General features: G+C 65.1%; 22 protein-coding genes. 5 read left to right on the top strand and 17 right to left on the bottom strand.

Annotated elements, in window-relative coordinates:
• Nucleotides 1-37: 37 nt before the first annotated feature.
• Nucleotides 38-2,467, bottom strand: a complete 2,430-nt coding sequence (locus tag ABHF91_RS01710) for a bifunctional aspartate kinase/homoserine dehydrogenase II (protein ID WP_409421778.1) — start codon at nt 2,465-2,467, stop codon at nt 38-40.
• Between the two features lie 35 nt (nt 2,468-2,502).
• Entirely contained in the window at nt 2,503-3,672 is a 1,170-nt protein-coding gene (gene metB, locus ABHF91_RS01705) for a cystathionine gamma-synthase (protein ID WP_409421777.1), read from the bottom strand.
• 158 nt (nt 3,673-3,830) lie between these two features.
• Between metB and metJ the strand changes: the two genes are divergently transcribed.
• Complete coding sequence (gene metJ, locus ABHF91_RS01700; RefSeq protein WP_345014115.1) at nt 3,831-4,151, top strand: met regulon transcriptional regulator MetJ; 321 nt, start codon at nt 3,831-3,833, stop codon at nt 4,149-4,151.
• On the opposite strand, the gene nudE is transcribed toward metJ, so the two are convergent.
• Nucleotides 4,148-4,726, bottom strand: a complete 579-nt coding sequence (gene nudE / locus ABHF91_RS01695) for an ADP compounds hydrolase NudE (protein ID WP_409421776.1) — start codon at nt 4,724-4,726, stop codon at nt 4,148-4,150. The two genes, metJ and nudE, sit on opposite strands and share 4 nt — an antisense overlap.
• Before the next feature lie 72 nt (nt 4,727-4,798).
• Here nudE and yrfG point away from each other — a divergent pair, with 72 nt between their 5' ends.
• A complete protein-coding gene (gene yrfG / locus ABHF91_RS01690) occupies nt 4,799-5,488 on the top strand; it encodes a GMP/IMP nucleotidase (protein ID WP_409421775.1) in 690 nt (229 codons plus the stop codon).
• Here yrfG and ABHF91_RS01685 read toward each other — a convergent pair.
• From ABHF91_RS01685 to gspC, 12 genes are read right to left on the bottom strand one after another with little or no spacing between them, the layout of a single operon-like run.
• Nucleotides 5,466-6,221, bottom strand: a complete 756-nt coding sequence (locus ABHF91_RS01685; protein ID WP_409421774.1) for a type II secretion system protein N — start codon at nt 6,219-6,221, stop codon at nt 5,466-5,468. The two genes, yrfG and ABHF91_RS01685, sit on opposite strands and share 23 nt — an antisense overlap.
• Complete coding sequence (gspM, locus tag ABHF91_RS01680) at nt 6,218-6,709, bottom strand: type II secretion system protein GspM (protein WP_409421773.1); 492 nt, start codon at nt 6,707-6,709, stop codon at nt 6,218-6,220. Before gspM ends, ABHF91_RS01685 begins: the two co-directional genes overlap by 4 nt.
• A complete protein-coding gene (gspL, locus tag ABHF91_RS01675; RefSeq protein WP_409421772.1) occupies nt 6,706-7,890 on the bottom strand; it encodes a type II secretion system protein GspL in 1,185 nt (394 codons plus the stop codon). Before gspL ends, gspM begins: the two co-directional genes overlap by 4 nt.
• Complete coding sequence (gene gspK / locus ABHF91_RS01670) at nt 7,887-8,885, bottom strand: type II secretion system minor pseudopilin GspK (RefSeq protein WP_409421771.1); 999 nt, start codon at nt 8,883-8,885, stop codon at nt 7,887-7,889. The genes gspL and gspK overlap by 4 nt, the downstream gene beginning before the upstream one ends.
• A complete protein-coding gene (gene gspJ, locus ABHF91_RS01665; RefSeq protein WP_409421770.1) occupies nt 8,882-9,496 on the bottom strand; it encodes a type II secretion system minor pseudopilin GspJ in 615 nt (204 codons plus the stop codon). Before gspJ ends, gspK begins: the two co-directional genes overlap by 4 nt.
• Nucleotides 9,483-9,842 (bottom strand): type II secretion system minor pseudopilin GspI, encoded by a 360-nt coding sequence (gspI, locus tag ABHF91_RS01660; RefSeq protein WP_409421769.1) that lies wholly within the window; start codon nt 9,840-9,842, stop codon nt 9,483-9,485. The genes gspJ and gspI overlap by 14 nt, the downstream gene beginning before the upstream one ends.
• On the bottom strand, nt 9,839-10,486 hold the full coding sequence (gene gspH, locus ABHF91_RS01655; RefSeq protein ID WP_409421768.1) for a type II secretion system minor pseudopilin GspH: 648 nt from the start codon (nt 10,484-10,486) through the stop codon (nt 9,839-9,841). Before gspH ends, gspI begins: the two co-directional genes overlap by 4 nt.
• 3 nt (nt 10,487-10,489) lie before the next feature.
• Complete coding sequence (gspG, locus tag ABHF91_RS01650; RefSeq protein ID WP_409421767.1) at nt 10,490-10,930, bottom strand: type II secretion system major pseudopilin GspG; 441 nt, start codon at nt 10,928-10,930, stop codon at nt 10,490-10,492.
• A gap of 22 nt (nt 10,931-10,952) precedes the next feature.
• Nucleotides 10,953-12,173 carry a type II secretion system inner membrane protein GspF gene (gene gspF, locus ABHF91_RS01645; protein ID WP_409421766.1) on the bottom strand — a complete coding sequence of 407 codons (1,221 nt, stop codon included), beginning with the start codon at nt 12,171-12,173 and terminating at the stop codon, nt 10,953-10,955.
• Between the two features lies 1 nt (nt 12,174).
• Complete coding sequence (gene gspE / locus ABHF91_RS01640; RefSeq protein WP_409423071.1) at nt 12,175-13,668, bottom strand: type II secretion system ATPase GspE; 1,494 nt, start codon at nt 13,666-13,668, stop codon at nt 12,175-12,177.
• A gap of 29 nt (nt 13,669-13,697) precedes the next feature.
• Nucleotides 13,698-15,653 (bottom strand): type II secretion system secretin GspD, encoded by a 1,956-nt coding sequence (gspD, locus tag ABHF91_RS01635; protein WP_409421765.1) that lies wholly within the window; start codon nt 15,651-15,653, stop codon nt 13,698-13,700.
• Between the two features lie 24 nt (nt 15,654-15,677).
• Nucleotides 15,678-16,529, bottom strand: coding sequence for a type II secretion system protein GspC (gene gspC / locus ABHF91_RS01630; RefSeq protein WP_409421764.1), 852 nt, complete (start codon nt 16,527-16,529; stop codon nt 15,678-15,680).
• 266 nt (nt 16,530-16,795) lie between these two features.
• Here gspC and hslR point away from each other — a divergent pair, with 266 nt between their 5' ends.
• The 3 genes from hslR to pckA all read left to right on the top strand — a co-directional run bounded on the left by hslR (nt 16,796) and on the right by pckA (nt 19,885).
• On the top strand, nt 16,796-17,194 hold the full coding sequence (gene hslR / locus ABHF91_RS01625; RefSeq protein ID WP_409421763.1) for a ribosome-associated heat shock protein Hsp15: 399 nt from the start codon (nt 16,796-16,798) through the stop codon (nt 17,192-17,194).
• Between the two features lie 20 nt (nt 17,195-17,214).
• Complete coding sequence (gene hslO / locus ABHF91_RS01620; protein WP_409421762.1) at nt 17,215-18,093, top strand: Hsp33 family molecular chaperone HslO; 879 nt, start codon at nt 17,215-17,217, stop codon at nt 18,091-18,093.
• Nucleotides 18,094-18,262: 169 nt separating this feature from the next.
• Nucleotides 18,263-19,885 (top strand): phosphoenolpyruvate carboxykinase (ATP), encoded by a 1,623-nt coding sequence (pckA, locus tag ABHF91_RS01615; RefSeq protein ID WP_409421761.1) that lies wholly within the window; start codon nt 18,263-18,265, stop codon nt 19,883-19,885.
• Between the two features lie 42 nt (nt 19,886-19,927).
• Here the strand turns inward: pckA and ABHF91_RS01610 are convergent, their stop codons facing one another.
• Together ABHF91_RS01610 and ABHF91_RS01605 are read right to left on the bottom strand one after the other, a co-directional pair.
• A complete protein-coding gene (locus ABHF91_RS01610) occupies nt 19,928-20,647 on the bottom strand; it encodes a nitrilase-related carbon-nitrogen hydrolase (RefSeq protein WP_409421760.1) in 720 nt (239 codons plus the stop codon).
• Between the two features lie 50 nt (nt 20,648-20,697).
• Nucleotides 20,698-21,732: a PotD/PotF family extracellular solute-binding protein gene (locus ABHF91_RS01605; RefSeq protein WP_409421759.1), complete on the bottom strand. Its 1,035-nt coding sequence runs from the start codon at nt 21,730-21,732 to the stop codon at nt 20,698-20,700.
• Between the last annotated feature and the right edge of the window lie 15 nt (nt 21,733-21,747).

Here is a 21,747-nt window from a genome sequence, read left to right as displayed (position 1 = left end):
CCGCCCGGGCTGCCCCCTGGTAAGCGGTGCGCGACGATTACATGGCCAGGCACACCTGCCACAGATCCGCCTGTACCGCGGCGGCCGTCACCTCCCGTCCCGCACCGGGCCCCTGGATGATCAGCGGCGCCAGGCGGTAACAGTCGGTTTCGATGGCGAAGATATTGTCACAGGGCCGCAGATTGGCAAACACATGATGGGGATCCAAGGCCTCCAGCCCCACCCGCGCCGAACCGTTGCGCTCCAGGCGGGCCACGTAGCGCAGCACCTTGCCCTGGGCGTGGGCCTCCTCCAGCTCGTCCAGCAGAATATCGTCCAGCTCGCTGAGCCGCTCCATAAACTGCTCCGGCTTCACCGCCTTGAGGCCCGGCGGCACCAGCCCCTTGAGGCTGATGTGCTCCGGCTCCAGCTCGAAGCCCGCCTCCCGAGCCAGGATCAGCAGCTTGCGCCGCACGTCCTGGCCGGAGAGATCCTCCCGAGGGTCCGGCTCGGTGAGACCCCGCTGCCAGGCCCGTTCCACCAGGGTGGAGAAGGGCACAGTGCCATCGTACTGCTGGAACAGCCAGCTCAGGGTGCCGGAGAAGATGCCGCTGATGCCCTGCACCTTCTCGCCGGACTGCTGCAGCATCTGGATACTGGACTGCACCGGCAGGCCGGCCCCCACGGTGGCGTTGTAGCCCCAGCACAGCTGGCGATCGGCGAAACTCTGCTTCACCCTCTGGTAGAACTCGGCCTCGGCGGCCCCGGCAAATTTGTTGGCGGTGATGAGATGCGCCCCCAGTTGGGCGAACTCGGGGTAGCGGCGGCTCAGCTCGCTGCTGGCGGTGAGATCCAGCACCACCAGGTGATCGAAGGGATGCTGCTCCAACTGCTGCTGCAGGGCCGGCCACTCATAGGCCTGGGGTTCGAACTGCTCCAGCAACCGTACCGGATCCAGCCCCTCCTCGCTCAAGATGCCGCCCCGGGAGTCAAACACCCCGTACAGGGTGAACTGCAGCTGATGGGCCGCCTCCAGCCGCGCCTTGTCCCGGGCAAACAGCCCCAGCCACTGGCCGCCGATGTTGCCCTTGCCGAACAGCACCAGGCCCACCTTGCGCACCTGGCCAAACAGGCTCTCGTGCAGGGCCAGCAGCAAGGGCTCCAGGGTCACCTCGCGGATGAGGGCCACCAGGCTCAGGCCGTCCCGGCCGGTCTGCACAAACTCCAGCGGCTGATCCGCCAGCAGGCGGTAGAAGCGGTGACACTGCTCGGCGTTGTCACAGACCCCGGCCCCCACCAGCCCCACCAGGCTGTAGCCATCTCGCTCGCTCAAGGCGGTGAAGCCGCCTTCCAGCTGGGAGTCCTGCAGCAGGGCGAAGGCGCCGGAAACGGTCTCCGGGGTATAGGCCAGCCGCAGCAGCTTGCGATCCGCCTGCTGATGGCAGGTGAGCGGCGACAGCTGATGCCGGGCCAGCAGCGCCTCTATCTCTCCCACCGCCTCGGCATAGGCCACCTGGGGCAGGATTTTCAGCTCGATGAGGGCCACCTGCTCCACCGAGGTGACGATGCGCGCCCCCTTCACCAGAGCCTGCTTGCGCAGTATGTGGGTGGCGCCGCCTTCCGGGTCATAGCTGCAGCGCAGGCTGAGCCGCTGGCTGCTGGCCAGCAAGGGCTGCAGGGTGCGGGAGTGCAGCACCGGTGCCCCCAGGCGGGCCAGCTCGTTGGCCTCCGCCAGGGAGAGGCGCTCCAGCAGACGGGCCGCCTTCACCTGACGGGGATCGGCGCTGTAGACCCCGGCCACGTCACTCCAGATGGTGGTGGCCTCGGCGCCGGCCAGGGCGCCGATCAGGGTGGCGGAATAGTCGGAGCCGTTGCGGCCCAGCAGCAGGGTGCGCCCCTGGGCGTCGGCGGCGATGAAGCCGGTGATCACCACGGTCTGCTCCCCCAGCCGGCTCAGCTGTTCGGTGAGCCGCTGGCCGGAGACCGCCACATCGACCCGGGCCAGGGCGGCCTCCTCGGCCAGCAGGAACTCCCGGGCATCCAGCCAGGCGGCCTGGGTGCCCCGCTCTTCCAGCAGGGCCGCCAGCAGGCGGGCCGACCAGACTTCACCATGGGCCAGCACATAGTGGCGCTGATAGGCATCCAGCCGACTCTCCAGCAGCCGGCTTATCTGCTGCAGATCCGTGGTGAGCTGGGTGCTCAGCCGCTGACGACGCTCCCCCTCCAGCAGGGTGTCGATGAGCCCCTGCTGGTAGCCCTGCAGGGCGGAGAGGGCATCGGCGGCGGCGTGATCCCCGGCCGCCACCAGATCCATCAACTCCAGCAGCCGGTTGGTGGTCTTGCCGGCGGCGGAGACCACCACCAGCGGATGCAGGCCGGCCTGCTGCTCGATCAAGCCCGCGACCCGCCGATAGCAGGCGGGATCCGCCAGACTGCTGCCACCAAACTTGTGGACCTGGCGGCCCTGGCCGCCTTCCTGGATGGACATGGTGTTACCTCGTTACCACTGCAAATTGTTGAATATCAGGCGCCCAGCGCCGCCACGGCGGCGAAACCGCGCCGCAGATCCTCGATCAAATCGTCGGCATGCTCAATGCCGATGGACAGGCGCAGCAGCTGGTCGGAGATCCCGGCCACCTTGCGCGCCGCCGGATCCATACCGGCATGGGTCATGCTGGCCGGATGGGCCACCAGGCTCTCCACCCCCCCCAGGGACTCCGCCAGACAGAACAGATCCAGGGCGCCGAGGAAGGCCTCCAGCTGGGGCTGAGTCACATCCAGCTCGAAGCTCAGCATGGCGCCAAAGCCCTGCTGCTGGCGACAGGCGATCTCGTGACCCGGGTGACTGGGCAGGCTGGGATGATACAGGACCTTGACCAGGGGCTGGGTCTGCAGGAAGGCCAGCACCCGCTGGGCGTTCTCCAGATGGGTGCGCAACCGGGGCGCCAGGGTGCGCAGGCCCCGCAGGGTCAGATAGGCATCGAAGGCACCGCCGGTCAGCCCCAGGCAGTTGCCCCACCAGGCCAGTTGCTCCGCCAGCGCCGGGGTCTTGGCGATGGCCACCCCCCCCACCACGTCGGAGTGGCCGTTGAGGTACTTGGTGGTGGAGTGCACCACTATATCCGCCCCCAGGGCCAGGGGTTGCTGCTGCAGTGGGGTGAGGAAGGTGTTGTCCACCGCCACTGTGGCCCCCACCGCCTGGGCCTGCTGACACAGCTTGGCCACGTCCACCACCCGCAACAGGGGGTTGGAGGGGGTCTCGATCCAGATGAGCTTGGGCCCCTGGGCCAGGGCGGCCTGCCAGGCGGCCTCATCCCCCTGATCGACGAACAGCACCCGGTAGTGCCCCTTGGCCGCCACGTGCTGGAACAGGCGGTAGGTGCCGCCGTAGCAGTCATGGGGGGCGATCAGCAGATCGCCGGCGTTCAGCAGGGCCGTCGCCACCAGGTGGATGGCCCCCATGCCGGTGCCGGTCACCACGGCGCCGGTGCCGCCTTCCAGGGCGGACAGGGCCTCCGCCAGGGTCTGGCGGGTGGGGTTGCCGGAGCGGCTGTAGTCGAAGGCCCGCTTCTGGCCGTAGCCGGCGAAGGTGTAGTTGGTGGAGAGGTAGATGGGCGGCACGACGGCGCCATGCTGGCCGTCGCTGGCAATCCCCGCCTTGACGGCGTGGGTCTGGGGTTGATACTGAGCCATGGTGCTCCTCGCGTTGGCTGGCGGCAATGCGCTCACCTTACGTGAGGGCAAAAAAGCCGTCAATACTTCTGGACGTCTAAATGGCTTTGCTTATGGATTGCCACGATAAACCATAAGGGTTAAACTTGCTGCCCATCCTTTATGACTGCGGGTAGCGCATGAAAACCGAGTGGAACGGCGATTACGTCAGCCCTTATGCCGAACACGGCAAGAAGAGTGAACAGGTCAAGAAGATCACCGTCTCTATCCCCACCAAGGTGCTGAAGATCCTCACCGACGAGCGCACCCGCCGCCAGGTGAACAACCTGCGTCATGCCACCAACAGCGAACTGCTGTGCGAAGCCTTCCTGCACGCCTTCACCGGTCAGCCCCTGCCGGGGGACGAAGACCTGCGCAAGGACAGACCCGACGACATACCCACCCAGGCCAAGGAGATCATGCTGGCCCTGGGCAAGCCCATCGAGTCCTACGACGACTAGACAGACCCGTTCGCCTGCGATGCGTTAGCCTGCAGATAGCCCAACGCCAACAGCAGGGCCGCCACGCTGCGGGCATTGTTGAAGTCCGGCGCCGACAACAGCTCCTGGGCCCGGCTTAACGGCCAGGTCACCAGCTCCAGCGGCTCCGGCTCGTCCCCTTCCCGCACCTCGGGATAGAGATCCCGGGCCAGCAACACCGTCATGCTGCTGGCAAAAAACTCCGGCACCAGGTTCAGGGTCTTCAAGGCCACCAGCTCCCGGGCGCCATAGCCCGTCTCCTCCATCAGCTCCCGATTGCCCGCCTGGGGCGGCGTCTCCCCGGCATCGATCAAGCCCTTGGGAAACCCCAGCTCGTAGCTGTGGGTGCCGGCGGCGTACTCCCGCACCAGCAGCAGGGTGTCGTCCCCCAGCAGAGGCACCAGCATGACGCCCCCGCGATGGCCGCCCGCCATGCGCTCGTACACCCGCTCGGCGCCGTTTTCGAAGCGCAGGTGCACCGCCTCCACCTTGAACAACCGGCTCTCGGCCACCAGCTCGCGCTTCAGGACATCCGGTTTGACTCTGTGCTGTTTCATACCCTGGTTCGGCTTATAATCGCCGCCTCTTGCCCCGTGGGGCGATTAAAACAAACTTGCACAAGGAATACCATGTTAGCCTGGCGTCAGATAGATACCGTCCTGTTGGACATGGACGGCACCCTGATCGATCTGCACTTCGACAACCACTTCTGGCAGCAACTGGTCCCGGCCCGCTGGGGGGCCAGTCGCGGTCTGGATCTGGCCCAGGCCCAGGCCGCCCTGGATCCCGTGTTTGCCGCCGTGGCCGGCACCCTCAACTGGTATTGTCTGGACTACTGGCGCGACACACTCGGCCTGGACATCCTCGGCCTCAAGCGGGAGCTGTTGGCGAAGATCCGCTGGCGCCCCGACGCCCGCCCCTTTCTGGAGGCCCTGCGCCTGAGCGGTCGCCGCTGCTACCTGTTCACCAATGCCCACCCCGACAGCCTGGCCTTGAAACTCCAGTGTACCGGGCTGGATCGCTATCTGGACGGACTCTACTCCACCCATGGCTTTGGTGTCAGCAAGGAAGATCAGGCGTGTTGGCAGGCGCTGCGGCAGACGCTGGCCTTCGACCCGGCCCGCACCCTGTTTGTGGATGACTCGCCCCGCATCCTGGCGGCGGCGGGGGAGTTCGGCATAGGTCACCGGCTGGGGATCCTCAATCCCGACAGCCAGCGCCCGCGCCAGGTGATGGCCGGGGTGCCGGGGATCTGCGATTACGGCAGCCTGATCCCCGCGCTGCTGGCCAATCCGGTCAGAACCGACCCTGGTAGTTGAGGGTGATGACGCCGCGGTTGTCGGGGCGCCCCAGCATGGCCAGGGCACTGCGCATGTCCGCCGGCATGGCCGGCCCCGGAGTCAGCTTGCCCTTGAACTGGTAGCGGCCATCCCAGCCCCACTCCCCTTCGCCGCTGAGACTCAGGCTATCGCTGCTCTGTTGCAGTTTGCCGACCAGCTTGCCGCCACGGCAGCTTAGGGTCAGCACGGGCTCGCCCAGAGCCAGCTCCCCTGCCGGGGTCAGCAGGCTGGCGCCACGCCAGCGCAGGGTTCCCTTTACCGCCTCACAGCCCTTGGCCGTCAGGCTGGCCTCAGGCAGACTCAGCTGCAGCTGGCCACTGCCCTGCAGCGGGAGGGGCAGCGGTAGGCGCGGCACCAGGTCTTCGGCATCCAGGTTCAGCTGCCAGTCTGCCAGGCTGAGCTGGCCGCCCAGGCCGACGCTGGCCTCCCCCTGACCGCGCAGACCCTGACGGCGGCCGAACTCCAGCTCCAGGCTGGGAGACAGCCACAGCAGGCTGGTGACCGGCAGGCGCCAATGCAGCCGTTCCACTTGCTCAGGCCCCCAGGCGAGGCGATCCACCTCCCCGCGCCACAGGGTGCCCTGCACCCCGTCGAGCCGTAGGGGAGCCGGCAGCGGCAGGGCGTTCAGCACCGCCTGGGCCGGCAGCTGGGCCAGCAAAAATCCGAGATAACACAAGAGGCTCAACAAGCCTCCCAACCACCACGACTTCATGAACGGCGCTCCAGAACCAAACGTCTAATTCTCACCTCGCCCTTGATCTCCGGCAGGGCCGACAGCTCCAGGGACGCCACAGTGACGCCGTACTGCTCCTCCAACTGTCGGACCCAGTCCAGCCAGCGCTCAAAGGGCAGCCGCTCTATCTCCACCTGCACCTGATCCTTCATGGACTGCATGCGAGTCAGGGTGATCTTGGCCCGGCTGGCGCTCTGATTCACCACCGACTCCAGCGAGCCGGACAGATCCACCTTGGCGCCGCCCTGGCGTTGCAGGCTGAGCACCCGGCCCCCCTGCTCCTGCATCCAGGCCAGGGTGGCCTGTTGGCTGGCCACCCGCTCCCGGCTATCCGCCAGTCCTTGCTGGAAGGGCTGCCACAGGCCCCAGTAGAGAAAGGCCAGCAGCAGGGCGCCCCCGCCCAGCAGCAGAAGACGACGCTCCCGCACGCTCAGGGTCTGCCAACGCTGCATCAGTGTCTGCATCATGACTTGTTCCTCAGGATCAGGGTGCCGGTGACCCGATTGCCTTCGCTGCGCATCTCGCTCGGCTTCACATCGAAGTTGTCGGCCACTAGGCTGCGGAAGCGATCGAAGCTGTCATAGCCGGCGGCGGACATCTGCATGCGCAGCTCCTGCTGCTTGCCGTCGTAACGCAGGGTCTGGGGCCGCAGATCCGGCAGCTTGGCCAGCACGGGGTGCAGTTGCTGCAGCATCTGCAGCAGACCCTGCTGACCGGCTACCCCCTCCAGCACCGCCAGGTGCTGCTTGAGCTGGCTGCGGGGGTTGATGAGGCGCTTGTCCTCGGGGAACAGCTGGCGGTAGACGCCGTCGATCTGGGCCTTGAGGGCCTGTTCCTGCTGGGCCAGCTGCCAGCGTTCGCTGCCCAGGTTGGCCAGTACCGCCAACAGACAGACGCCGGCGGCGATGGCCACCTTGCGCCAGGGCTGCCACAATCGGGTCCACTCCGGCTGCCGCCTATGGGTGCCGGTCAACAGGTTGGCGCTGTTGCCCAGCACGCCGGCGGCCAGCAGCTGCATGGCCAGCACCGGCGGCTCCGCCTGCCACTCACCCGGGGCGCCTTCTGGCACAGGGCCATAGCAGGCGATCGTGGGGGCCGGCTCGATGCGCACCAGCAGGGGATCCAGCCAAGCGGGCTCCACCACCATGCCGGTGCAGGGGCCGTTGCGGAACAGCCACTGTCCCGCCAAGGGCAGGGCGCTCCAGCGCTCCGCCTGCCAGGGCAGGCAGAGTACGTCCGGCAGCAGGCTGCGGGGCTGCAGGCCGGCCTCTTCCAGCCAGTCCAGCCACATGGCCATCCGCCCCTGCTCCACCGCCACCAAGTCCACCTGCTGGCCCTGCTGCCCCAGCAGCACCAGGTGCAGGGACTCCACGTCGGAGCCCAGCTCCTCTTCCAGCAGGTAAGGCAGGGCCTTGAGAGACTGGCGCGTCAGCCGTCCCGGCACCGTCACCTGGCGGAACGCCAGGTCGGCGGCGCTCACCAGCACGTGCAGCGGCCGGCCACCGGCCCGCTGGTGCAGCTGGTTCAGGTGCGCGGCGCCGGGCAGCACACCGCTGGCGATGACCTCATCCCCCGCCGGATCCCACACCAGCCAGGGAATGGGATCCCTGACCTGGCTGCCCAACCGTATAACGACTATTTCGCTCACTCCACTCCTCCGTATTGCCGGCGGATCACTTTCAATTTGTTGGCATCGGTCCGCATGAACAGGCTGCGCATCAGCAGGCGCCGCCCGTCGGTCCGATATTCGATCAGGGCATCAAAGTAGTAGCTCACGATCGCGATGACATTGCTGGGTTTATCCCCCAACCCGCTGAGGCCTGTGATGGCCCCCTCGGATAAAAACAGGCTGGTGGTATCCCAGCCGTCGGACGCCCGTTCCTCGATGAGCTTGCGGGCATCCTCCTCATCCAGCCGGCCGAGAAACAGGGCCGACAGCAAGGGTGCCTGGAACGGCCGCAGGGTGTTGACGTTCACCGCCAATGTGGTGGTGGGCAGGGCGCAAATGTAAGGCTCCAGCCGCCGATACAGCTCGGCGCTCACCCCGCGCACCGCCCGCAGCTCGGACACGTCCTGCATCAGGGTGTTGCCGGGCAGATAGGGCACCGACAGCCCCTCGTAATAGCTGTCCTCGGCGCCGTTGCTGGAGACCAGATCGCTGTCGCTGTCGATCCAGTCCCGCAGCGCCTCGGTGATCTGGGTGGCGGTGAAGGACTCCACGTCCAGTTCCATCAGCAGATGGCGGAACACCTGGGCCTCATAGGGCAGGTTGCCCTCGCCATCGTCGTTGTCATCCACCCCTGTGGTACCGGCGTTGATGGCGTTCAGGTTGTAACAGGCCTGGCCATCCCGTACCAGGCCGGCCAGCTGATCGCCGTTCTCAAGCGGAAACACCTGGCCGTCGGTGGCCCAGTACTGGGACAAGTCCGTCTTGTTGGGCTGATCCTTGATGTCCTGCAGCAGGGTCTTGGCCACCAGGGCCTCGCCGCTGCGCACGAACCAGTAACCTTCCAGGCTCACCTGCTGGGCGGCGCTGCGCTGCATGGCCAGGAAGAAACGGCTGCTCATGTTGCCGGCCACCAGCATCATCAGGGCCAGGATCAGCAGTACCACCAGCAGGGCGACCCCGGACTGCCGCCTCATGAGTCGCTCTCCACCAGGGTGAACACCCGGCGTATGCTGCCGTAATCCTCCAGCTCCACCGTCACCTCGATGCCGGTGGGCAGGGTGCTGGTATCGCTCCAACTCCCCAGCCAGCGGTTCTTCCAGTAACGGATCTTGAAGCCGGTGACCCGAGTCAGCAGGGTGGCCTCCTGAGGCTCGGTGCCGATCACGGGATCCGGGAACAGGTAACTCAGCCGCTGCAGCTTGCCCTCCTTGAGCCGATAGCCCACCCACTGCAGGTTAGAACGGCCCAACTGGGCCCCCGGGTTGAGCCAGCCGGTGTGCACGAAGGAGATCCCATCGTCCTCGCTCTGCAGCTCGGCGGCATTGACCCGGAGAACATCGTCACTGCTCTCGCCCTGCACCCGCACCGGACGGGGCACCGCCTGCTGGAAGTCCCGCGCCAGCACAGAGAAGGCCCGCTGCACCTCCCCCAGCCGACTGACCTGGGCGCGGGTCACCTCGTCGTTGCGCAACACCCCCTGCAGCACCTCATAGGCGGCCAGGCTCATGGCGGCGAAGATGGCGATGGCCAGCAGCACCTCCAGCAGGGTAAAGCCCGTGGCGGGCCGGCGGTTACTTATTGACATAGCTGCGCAGGGTCACCAGGGGTGACTCGTCCTTCTCCTCGGCCCGCACCTCCACATCCAGGGCGCGGAAGCTGTCGTCGGCGGTCTGCACCCCCTGCCAGCGCCAGTACCAGGTGTGGCCGGCCATCTCCTCCTTGCCGGTGATCCAGCTCATGCCAGGCCACTTGCCCTCCAGGCGCAGCTCGGCCATCTCGTTGTCCGCCACCCAGTTGGCAAAGGTGCGATTCTCCAGATGACCCAGGCCGCTGACCTGGTCGCCGGCACTCTTCACCAGGGCCAGGCCGGCCACGGCGAACACCGCCAGGGCCACCATCACCTCCAGGAGCGTCATGCCGGCGGCCCTCATTTATCTGCCGCCTCGATCTCGTCACCCTGCAGCAGGGTGAACTGGCCCAGCTCGTCGGCCCGGATCTGCCGAGTCTGATCGGCCTCCGCCTCGCTGCTGGCCAGGGTCAGGGCGAAGGGGGTGACCTCGCCCCCGGGCAAGAACAGGATCTGGGGATCCGCCTGCTGGCCCTCGGGCAACACGCCCCAGTCGCGATCCGAGGAGACCAGTCGGCTCTCCTCGGTTTCCAGCTGCAGCCCCCCCACCGTCAGGCTCAGGCTCAGGGTATCGCCGTAGTCCCGCTTGGCCGGGAACTTGTTCTGGGCATAGGGCACCCACTCCAGGTTATCCCAGTCCAGCCCCTGATCCAGGGGCGCGGCAGTGCTGCTGGTCTCGGCATCGGCGCTGGTCTTGGTGCGGCGGATCAGGAACTGGTAGCCGTGCTCATCCACCCGCAGCCCCAGGGTGCGCCCCTCCAGTATCGACTGCTCGGACGCCAGCTGCAGGGTGGCCAGCAACCGCTCGCTCTCGCTGCGCAGATCCTGAACCTTGCCCTGGGAGCCCACACCGGGCAGCGACAGTATGGCGATGCCCACACCACAGCCGATGATCACCACCACCAGCATGATCTCAATCAGGGTAAAGCCCCCTTGGCGACGCCCCATGGATCAGTTATCCGCCTTGCTGCCGTCCAGGTTCCAGTTGCCGATGTCGTCCTCGGAGCCGGACTCACCATCCAGCCCCATGGAGAAGACGTCGATCTTGCCGTGTTCACCCGGGCTCAGCATCTGGTAGGCGTTGCCCCAGGGATCCATGGGCAGGCGCTTGATGTAGCCATCCTCGCGATAGTTGCGCGGGGCGGGATCGGAGTCCGGCTTGGTCACCAGGGCATCCAGGCCCTGCTCCGTGGTGGGGTAGCGGCTGTTGTCCAGCTTGTACATGTCCAGGGCGTTTTCCAGCGCCACTATGTCGCTGACCGCCTTCTGGCGATCCGCCTTCTCCTTGTTACCCATCAGATTGGGTACCACCAGACTGGCCAGGATGCCGAGGATGACGATGACGACCATGATTTCAAGCAGGGTAAAGCCGCGCTGACGACGAGTTTGCATAAGGGTCTCCCGATAAGATGAATTACTGACTAACCATGTTGTTGAGCTGCAGTATGGGCTGCAGTATGGACATGACGATAAAGAGCACCACGCCGGCCATGCCCACCACCAGCATGGGTTCGAAGACCCCCAGAGCCATGTTGACCTGCCCCTCGAACTCCCGATCCTGGTTGTCCGCCGCCCGGGCCAGCATGTTATCCAGCTCGCCGCTGCGCTCGCCGGAGGCGATCATGTGCAGCATCATGGGGGGGAACAGCTTGGTGTTGTCCAGGGCCACCCGCAGGCTGGTCCCCTCCCGCACCCGCTCGGCGGCTTCCGCCAGCTTGGCCCGGGCGAAGTCGTTGGCCAGCACCTGGCCGCTGATCTTCATGCCTTCGAGCAGGGGCACGGCACTGGAGTTCAAGATGCTCAAGGTACGGGCGAAACGGGCCGTGTTGAGCCCGCGGCTGACCCGGCCGATCACCGGCAGACGCAGCAGCAGGGCATGATAGTGAATGCGCCGCTCCGGCGCCTTGTTCCACCAGGCGAACAGCAGGCCGAGGCCCGCCAGCAGCATCAAGAGCACCAGGCCGTAATCCCGCAGGAAGTCGCTGGCGCCGATGAGAAACAAGGTGGTGCCGGGCAGTTGCTGTTTCATGTGGATGAACTGCTCCACCACCTTGGGTACCACGGAGGTGAGCAGCACGCTGATGACCCCGATGGCCACCAGGGTCAGCACGGTCGGGTAGATCATGGCCTGCATCAGCTTGCCCTGCAGCTGCTGCCGCTGCTCCGTGTAGTCCGCCAGCCGGTTGAGCACAGTATCCAGGTGGCCGGACTTCTCGCCGGCGGCCACCATGGCGCGGTAGAGCTGATCGAAGGCGCCGGGGAAGCCCGCCATGGCATCGGCCAGGGAGTGACCCTCCACCACCTTGCTGCGCACTGCGGCGATCAGGGTGCGCAACCGCGGCTTCTCGCACTGCTGAGCCACCGCCTTCAGGGCTTCCTCGATGGGCAGGGCCGCCGCCACCAGGGTGGCCAGCTGACGGGTGATCAGGGCCAGATCCTTGGTGCCGAGGCGGGGGCGGAACAGGCTGAAGCTGCGCCCCTCCTGGCGGGCCAGCTCGCTGGCCTCGTTGACCTCTATGGGGGTCAGCCCCATCTCCCGCAGCTGCTGGCGCACCTGACGGGCGGAGTCGGCTTCCAGCACCCCGTGCTTCTTGCGGCCCTTGGCGTCCAGGGCCTGATAGGCGTAGGCGGCCATATCAGTCCTCCCGGGTCACGCGCAGCACCTCTTCGAGGCTGGTGATGCCGGCCAGCACCTTCTCCAGGCCGTCGTGGCGGATGCTGGGAGTATGGTCGCGGATGAGGCGCTCCACCTGCATCTCCCCCTCCCCGGCGTGGATGGCCTCGCGCACCGCCTCGTCCACCACCAGCAGCTCGTGGATGCCGGTCCGGCCACGGTAGCCGGTCTGGTTGCAGGCCTCGCAGCCGCTGGGCCGGTAGATCATCTGCCGGCTGTCGGGGGCGAGGGCCAGCAGCTCCCGCTCCTGGGAACTGGGCTCATGAGGTGCCTTACAGTGGGGACAGAGGGTGCGCACCAGGCGCTGGGCCAACACCCCCAGCAGGGAGGTGGAGAGCAGGAAGGGCTCGATCCCCATGTCCCGCAGCCGGGTGATGGCGCCGATGGCGGTGTTGGTGTGCAGGGTGGACATCACCAGGTGGCCGGTGAGGGAGGCCTGCACGGCGATCTGCGCCGTCTCCAGGTCACGAATTTCCCCCACCATCACCACGTCCGGATCCTGCCGCAGTATGGCCCGCAGGCCCCGGGCGAAGGTCATGTCCACCTTGCCGTTGACCTGGGTCTGGCCGACGCCTTCCAGGTCATATTCGATAGGGTCTTCCACCGTGAGGATGTTGCGATCCCGGGAGTTGATCTCCGACAGGGCGGCATACAGGGTGGTGGACTTGCCCGAGCCGGTGGGCCCGGTCACCAGTATGATGCCATGGGGCTTACGAATAAGATCCGAGATGCGATTACGGTTGGCCAGGGTCATGCCCAGTTGCTTGAGCTCCAGGCGCACGCTGTTCTTGTCCAGCAGACGCAGCACCACCCGTTCGCCGTGGCTGGAGGGCATGGTGGAGACCCGCACGTCCACCGCCCGACCGCCGATGCGCAGGGCGATACGGCCATCCTGGGGCACCCGCTTCTCGGCGATGTCCAGCTTGGCCATGACCTTGATCCGCGACACCAGTAGGGAGGCCAGCCGCCGCTGGGGCTTGAGGATCTCCCGCAGCACACCGTCGATGCGAAAGCGGATCACCAGCTGGCGCTCAAAGGTCTCGATGTGGATGTCCGACGCCTCCTCCTTGATGGCCTCGCTCAGCATGGCGTTGATCAGGCGGATGATGGGGGCGTCGTCGTCGGCATCCAGCAGGTCTTCGTTCTCCGGCATCTCTTCGGCCAGGGTAAAGAAGTCCATCTCGTTGCCCAGATCCTCCATCAGCTGACGCGCCTCGGAAGAGTCCCGCTGATAGCATTCGGTGAGCTGCTCGTCGAATGCCTCGCCGTCGAGCCACTGCACGGTGAAGGGGCCACCGGCCAGCCGGCGGACCTCCAGCATGGCCTCGGGCCGCACATCGTGCCGGCACAGCAACAGGCGCCCCTGGGGTTGCTCCAGCAGTATCACCCCCTGATCCCGGGCAAAGGCAAAGTGCAGCCGGAACGCATCCCGATGCGGCCCCTCCTCGCTCAAGATCTCGGCCGGCTCGACTCCCTTGACATCACTCACTGCTGGCTCCCGTCACTGGCCGAAGGGCTCAGGTTATCGCCGCCATATTCCGGCAGTATGGTCTTGTCCATGGTGGGGAACAGGCTGGACTCAGATGCCTTGTTGGACAACTGCTGGGCCCGGAACAGGTTGTACTTGGTGGAGGAGATGCTGTCATAGGAGGCCGGATCCCGCAGTATGGTCGGCCGGATAAAAACCATCAGGTTCTGCTTGGACTTGCTGTTGCTGGTGGAGCGGAACAGGTTGCCCAGCAGGGGGATGTCCCCCAGCAGGGGCACCTTGGAGACGGTTTCGGTGGTGGAGTCACTCAGCAGGCCCCCCAGCACCACGGTCTGGCCGCTCTTCACCAGCACGGCATTGCTGATGGTGCGGGTGTTGAAGGTGGACCCCAGATCGTCGCTACTGGTACTGGTTGAGTCAGCCACGCTGGAGACTTCCTGCTCGATCTCCAGCAGCACCGAATCCCCTTCGTTGATCTGCGGGGTCACCTTGAGCTTGGTGCCCACAGTCTTGCGCTCCACCGTGCTGTAGACGCTGCCGGTGGAGGAGGACTGGGAGCCGGTCACCACAGGCACTTCCTGACCTATGTTGATGGTGGCTTCCTTGTTGTCCAGGGTCACTATGCTCGGGGTGGCCAGCAGGTTGCTCTGGGTGTTGCTGGACAGGGCGGTCAGCAGGGCCCCCCAGTTGCCGGAGTAGAAGCCGGTGGCCAGGCCATTGAAGGAAGAGAGGGTTTCGAGCACGTCGCTGCTCAGCTCGCCGTCGTTCTGGTAATCCAGGGCGCCTTGCACCACCGAGCTGGCCGGCAGGCCGGTGTCGGTAAACTGCACCCCACCGCCGTAACGGTTGACCCATTGAACCCCCAGGCTCAGGGCGTCGCCATCCTGCACCTCGACTATGATGGCCTCCACCAGCACCTGGGCACGGCGGATGTCCAGCTTGGCGATGACCTTCTCCAGCTCACCCATCACGTCCGGCTCGGCGGTGATCACCAGGGAGTTGGTCTGCTCGTCGGCATCGATGCTCAGGTTGCTTTTCGCACTGGTGGTGCCCTTAGACTGCTGCTTCTCGGACTCGACGCTCTTGCTCACGCCGCCCAGCACGGCGGCCAGATCCTTGGCCTTGGCATACTTGAGGTAGAAGACCCGGGTGTTGCCCTGGGTTTCCTGATCCCGATCCAGCTGGCGCACCAGCTGCAGCACCCGCTGACGGGACTTGGGCTCGCCGCTCACCACCACGGAATTGGTGCGCTCATCGGCCACCACCTTGGGGGTCAGCACCGAGCTGACGCTGTTCTTGCCGTCCTCCTTGGTGAGGGTGGTCACCAGGCGGACTATCTCGGTGGCGGAGGCATACTTGAGCTTGACGATGTCCACGTCCTGATCGCCCACCTTGTCCACCCGGCGGACGATATCCACCAGGCGGTTGACCACGGCGGCCCGGCCGGTGATCAGCAGGACGTTGGAGGGTTCATAGTGCACCACGTTGCCACCGCCGGCATTGTCGTTGAGCTGTCGCAGCAGGGGCGCCAGTTCCCGCACCGAGACGTTGCGCACCGGCACCACCCGGGTCACCATCTCGTCGCCGATCCCCGGCTTGCCATCGTCCACCACGGGAATGGCCGAGGTCTTGGCATCCTTGGCCCGCACCACCTTGAGCACGCCATTGTCCATGGGCACCACGGCAAAGCCGTAGACATCCAGCACGCTGAGGAAGAATTGGTAGTACTGTTCATCGTTGAGCAGGTCATAGCTGCGGACGTTGATCTTGCCGCGCACCGAGGGCTCTATAATGATGGTCTTGCTCAGGTTCTTGCCCACCGTGTTGATGAACTCTTCAATGTCGGTGCCCTTGAAGCTGGCCGAAAACTCCGCCGCCGGGCTGAAACCCGGCGCCATCAAGACCGCTGCCAGCAGGCAGGCGCGCCAACTTGCCTTCCCTCTTGTCATCATTTACCGCTCGACTCCCTCAAATCGTTATTGATCCAGCGACACCGACAGACTCTGCTGTTCGCCGTCCCGCTCGATCGTCATGTCCAGTTGGCTGACTTCTTTCATCTGCTGCATGGCCTGCATGGCCTGAGACGGATCCCGCAGGTCGAAGCCGTTGATGTTGATGGCCAGATCGTTGGGCTGCAAGCCCAGATTGCCAAACAATTCCGGCTTCTTGCCGGGATTCAGCCGATAGCCCTTGAGCACGTTGTCCTCCCGCACCGGGGAGATGGTGATGTAATCCAGCAGTTGGGCCGGATCCTCGTTGATGTCATCCCGCAAGTCGGCCAGGTTGTCATCCTGCGGCTTGTCGCCGGGCGGCGGACTAGCCGGTGCCGCTCGACTCGGGGTCGTCTCGGCGCCGGTGCGGCCGTCTCCGTCCAGCATCAGGGTTTCATCCCGCCCCTGATTGTCGATGATGATCCGATCCGGCAACACGGCACGCAGGCGGGCTGGGGTACCGTCAATCTTGTCGCCGATGAGATAACTGGCCTGGGTGTTGCCCTGGGCTATGATGGCGATGGAGCGCTTGGGATCCGTGCTGGCCAGCAGCCCGGTCAGGGTGATGTTCAACTTGGTCTTGGGCGCCGACAGGCTTACCTGATCCAGCGGCAACAGCTCACCAGCGGCTCCCGGTCCCTGACCGGGGGCCGGCGCATCGGCCTTGCCGAACAGCGCCAGGCGCTGCAGCGGTCCCAGATCCAGGCGGGCCGGCCCATTCCCCTGCAGGGATGCGGGCGCCAAGCGGACCGCTCCCCCCTCGGTTTGCAGCCCGGGCCACCAACGCCAGGTCAGTTGAGCCAGTTGCTGGGTACAAAGCAGGATCAGCAGCCACATGCTTATTTGGCTCCAGCGGGCCATCGACACCCGTCCGAATATGGCCAACAGACTCTTGTACCGCTCCATGCCTCATCCTTATCAATCGTTCAACCCACCACAGACAATCGGGTCACGCGGCCGTAGCGGGCTATTCTCACCCGCCCCCCGGCTGCTGACAACCCATGGAGGGGGACAGGGATCTAATTCCTGACACAAGGCCGTCCATTGGACTGTTATAATCCGCCAATATGACGTTCATTTTGGTTAAAGCTTGAGATTTCAGCATGTCAGCCCCACATACCGACGACCAAGGCCTGCGCCTGGACAAGTGGCTCTGGGCCGCCCGCTTCTATAAGACCCGCGCCCTGGCCCGGGCCATGATCGAGGGGGGCAAGGTGCACTATAACGGCCAACGTGCCAAACCCAGCAAACAGGTGGAGCTGGGCGCCCGCCTCAAACTGTGGCAGGGCGACGAGGAAAAGGAAGTCGAGATCCGCGGGCTCAGCGGCCAGCGGCGGTCCGCCGAGGAGGCCCAGCGCCTCTACCAGGAGACTGCCGACAGCCTGGCCCGCCGGGAGCGCAATGCCGAGGCAAGACGCCTGGGCAGCCTGCACTCCCCCAAACCCGATACCAAACCCGACAAGAAGCAGCGGCGGGATCTGCTGCGCTGGAAACAGGGTTAACCGCCAAGATGAGAGACACTATGCACACTCAGGATCAACTGCACCGCTTCCTGTTCGAACACCACCAGGTGCGGGGCGAGCTGGTACAGCTCAACGACACCTTCGGCAAGATGATTGCCGCCCAGGACTATCCCTTGCCGGTCCAGACCCTGCTGGGGGAACTGCTGGTGGCCAGCAGCCTGCTGACCGCCACCTTGAAGTTTGAAGGCTCCATCACCATACAGGTGCAGGGCGATGGCCCGGTGCGCTTCGCCGTGATCAACGGCGACCACCTGCAGCAGCTGCGGGGCGTGGCCCGCTGGGAAGGCGAGCTGCCGGCCGACGGCGGCCTGCGCGACCTAGTGGGGAATGGCCAGATCGTCATCACCATCACCCCGGACGAGGGGGAGCGCTACCAAGGCATAGTCGCCCTGAGCGGCGACAGCCTGGCCAGCAGCCTGGAAGCCTACTTCGCCCAATCCGAACAGCTGCCCACCCGCATCTGGATCCATACCGGCGACCACCTGGGGCAACCCAAGGCCGCCGGCATGCTGCTGCAGACCTTGCCGGCCAGTCATGAGGAGCATGCCGAGGACTTCGACCATCTGCAGCAGCTCACCGATACCATCAAGGCCGAGGAGCTGTTCAGCCTGCCTGCCGAGGAGATCCTCTACCGCCTGTATCACCAGGAAGAGGTGCGCCTGTTCGAACCCCAGCCGGTGAGCTTCCGCTGCACCTGTTCCCGGGAGCGCTGCGCCAACTCCCTGCGCCAGCTGGGCGAGCAGGAGACCCGGGAGCTGCTGGCCGAGCAGGGCAGCATCGACATGCACTGCGACTACTGCGGCAGCCACTACCGCTTCGACGCCATTGACGTGGAGGCCCTATTCGCCGGCGGCCACAGCAGTCCGTCGATACAGTAACAATTCATTGCGGTAGACCATGAGGGCAGAATTTTCTGCCCTTTTTTCTTGATCTGGCCGACATAAAATGAATTGCTGGATCTTTGAGCAGGGTCGCTTTAATGCCCAGGTGGACTGCTAGACTCGGAGCTAGTCAGGCTTAAACCCTACTGAAAACCAGGAGAATAATATGGCGAATCCATCCAACCTGGCCGATGTTTTGTGCCTCGAGCGCTATGGCATAACTGACGTAACCGACGTAGTCCGCAACCCCTCCTACGACCAGCTCTTTCAGGAAGAGCTCAACCCCAAGCTGCAAGGCTTCGAGCGTGGTGTGCTCACCGATATGGGCGCCGTCAAGGTGGACACCGGCGTGTTCACCGGCCGCTCCCCCAAGGACAAATACGTCGTCATGGACGACATCACCCGCGACACCATCTGGTGGTCCGAGGGTGGCAAGAACGACAACAAACCCATCAGCCCCGAGATCTGGCGACACCTCAGGCAGTTGGTCGCCGCGGAACTCTCCGGCAAGCGGCTGTTCGTGGTGGACGGCTACTGCGGCACCAATCCGGACACCCGGCTGGCGGTGCGCATCATCACAGAGGTCGCCTGGCAGGCCCACTTCGCCACCAACATGTTTATCCGCCCCTCCGCCGCCGAGCTGGCCAGCTTCGAGCCGGACTTCGTCACCCTGAACGGTTCCAAGTGCGTGAACCCCGAGTGGCAGTCCCAGGGGCTCAACTCCGAGAACTTTGTGGCCTTCAACCTGACCGAGAAGATGCAGGTCATCGGCGGCACCTGGTATGGCGGCGAGATGAAGAAGGGCATCTTCTCGGTGATGAACTACCTGCTGCCCCTCAAGGGCGTGGCCTCCATGCACTGCTCCGCCAACGTGGGGCAGGACGGCGACACCGCCATCTTCTTCGGCCTGTCCGGCACCGGCAAGACCACCCTCTCCACGGATCCCAAACGCGCCCTGATCGGCGATGACGAGCACGGCTGGGACGACGAAGGGGTGTTCAACTTCGAGGGCGGCTGCTACGCCAAGACCATCAAGCTGTGCAAGGAAGCCGAGCCCGACATCTACAACGCCATCCGCCGGGACGCCCTGCTGGAGAACGTCACGGTCGATGCCGATGGCAAGATCGACTTCGACGACGGCTCCCGCACCGAAAACACCCGGGTCTCCTACCCCATCTACCACATCGACAACATCGTCAAGCCCGTGTCCAAGGCCGGTCATGCCACCAAGGTGATCTTCCTGACCGCCGATGCCTTCGGCGTGCTGCCGCCGGTGAGCAAGCTGACCCCGGCCCAGACCCAGTACCACTTCCTGTCCGGCTTCACCGCCAAGCTGGCGGGCACGGAGCGGGGCGTCACCGAGCCGACCCCCACCTTCTCCGCCTGCTTCGGCAAGGCCTTCCTCACCCTGCACCCCACCAAGTACGGGGAAACCCTGGTGAAGCGGATGGAGGCGGCCGGCGCCCAGGCCTACCTGGTGAACACCGGCTGGAATGGCACCGGCAAGCGCATCTCCATCAAGGACACCCGCGCCATCATAGACGCCATCCTGGATGGCAGCATGGACCGGGTACAGACCAAGACGCTGCCCATCTTCAACCTGGCGATGCCGACGGATCTGCCCAACGTGGATCCCAAGATACTGGATCCGCGGGATACCTATGCCAGCGCCGAGCAGTGGGAGGAGAAGGCCCGGGATCTGGCCGGCCGCTTCATCAAGAACTTTACCCAGTACACGGATACCGAGGAGGGTAAACAGCTGGTGGCCGCTGGCCCGCAGCTGGAGTAGGCGCCCCTGTGATCGACGACGGCGGGCCAAGGCCCGCCGTTTTTATTCCCCTCGTGCCGGCAACTCGGCCAGCAGCAGCGTCTCTGTCTCCCCGGCGCGGGCCAGCTCCATGCCCTGGGGACCGAAGATGCCACTCAAGCCGGTATAGCTAAGATCCGCCTCCTCACCGGCATAGTTGGCATACACCAGGTACACCGACTGTTCCAGCGTGCGGGCGGGTCCGGCCAGCCGTGCCGCCGCCACATAGGGCTGCATGTTGGCGGTCGGGGCCAGGATCAGGTCGGCCCCCTGGGCCGTCAACCGCGCCACCGTCTCCGGGCACTCCACGTCGTAACAGATGAGCAGCCCCAGGTGGTAGCCGTGCCAGGCCACCGTGGTCAGCTCCTGGCCCGGCAAAAAATCCACCGTCTCCTGCTCACCAAACAGGTTGATCTTGGCATACCGCAGTCGGCACTCCCCCTGCTCATCCCACAGGGCCGCCACATTGCGGATCCCATCCTGGCCTAGCTCGGGATAACCCAGCACCAGGGCGATCTTCTGCTGCCGAGCGATGGCCGCCACCCTGGCCAGGGCGGGGTGCGTCGGCGCCAAGGCCAACGCCGGCAATCGATCCCCCAGCCGATAGCCCGTCAGGTAGAGCTCAGGCAACACCAGCAGGTTGGCACCGGCGCCGGCACAGGCCGCCGCCATCTGCTCGAGACGCGCCAGGTTACTGTCCAGATCCGCCGTCCAGGCCCGACACTGATAAAGGGCCACACGCATACGCGAACACTCCCAGGCAATGGCGGCCCAACGGGCCGCCTCACGGTGGATCAATCGGCCTTGACGCTGGTCCAGACCGCATCATACAGGCGGATCTTGTCCCCCAGATCCCGCACCAGGAACAGCCGCTTGCGCACGTCATCCGACGGATAGAGATCCGGATTCTGACCCAGGGCCGGCGCTATCTGCGGCAAGGCGGCGGTATTGGGGGTGCCGCCAAACAACCAATTGGCATTCTTGGCCGCCACCTCCGGGCGCATCATGTACTCGAAGAACTTGCGCGCCGCGGCCACATTCTGTGAGCTGGCCAGCAGACACATGTCCTCCTGGAAGCCATTGGCCCCCTCCTTCGGGATGGCATAACCCACGGCATCGGGCTTGGAGGCGACGGTTTGTGCCGCCGAGCCGGACCACCACTGGGCCACGGCAAAGTCCCCATTGATCACCTTGTCCCCGATCCCATCGGTCAGCATGGCGGCCCAGTGGGGCTTGGCCCGCTTGATGGTATCCCGGGCGGTCGCCAGTTCCTTGGGGTTGGTGGAGTTGAAGTCGAAGCCGTTGTACACCAAGGCGGCACCTATGGTCTCACGGACATCGTCCAGCACGGCGATCTTGCCCCACAGGGCCTTGGGCGGATCGAAGACGATCTTCCAGCTGTTCACCTCGTAGCCCTGGGTCAGGGCCTTGTTGTAGATGAGCCCTGTGGTCCCCCAGTTGTACGGCATGCAGATCTCGTGGTCCGGATCGCTGTTGGCCAGGAAGTACTGCTGACCCAGATTGTCATAGCCCTTCAGCGTCTTGAGCTGGGCACTCTGCAGCAAGCCAAGCTTGGTCATGATGTCCTGCATGAAGACGGAGGGAAACACTATGTCGTAACCCTGGGCGCCGGCCTGGATCTTGGCCAGCATCTCCTCGTTGTTGCCATAGTTGTCCAGGGTGGTCTTGATGCCGGTCTCTTTTTCAAAGTCCGACACCACCGCAGGATCTATGTAGATGGTCCAGTTATACAGATGCAGCTCTTCGGCTTGGGCCCCCAGGGAGGCCACCGCCAACAGGGCGGCACAGGCGGATCGGTTGATGTGCATTGGACGAACTCCTTT

It is taken from the genome of Pseudaeromonas aegiceratis (assembly GCF_046254905.1).
Classification (GTDB): Bacteria; Pseudomonadota; Gammaproteobacteria; order Enterobacterales; family Aeromonadaceae; genus Pseudaeromonas; species Pseudaeromonas aegiceratis.
This window is presented reverse-complemented; position numbering and strand designations above follow the sequence as displayed.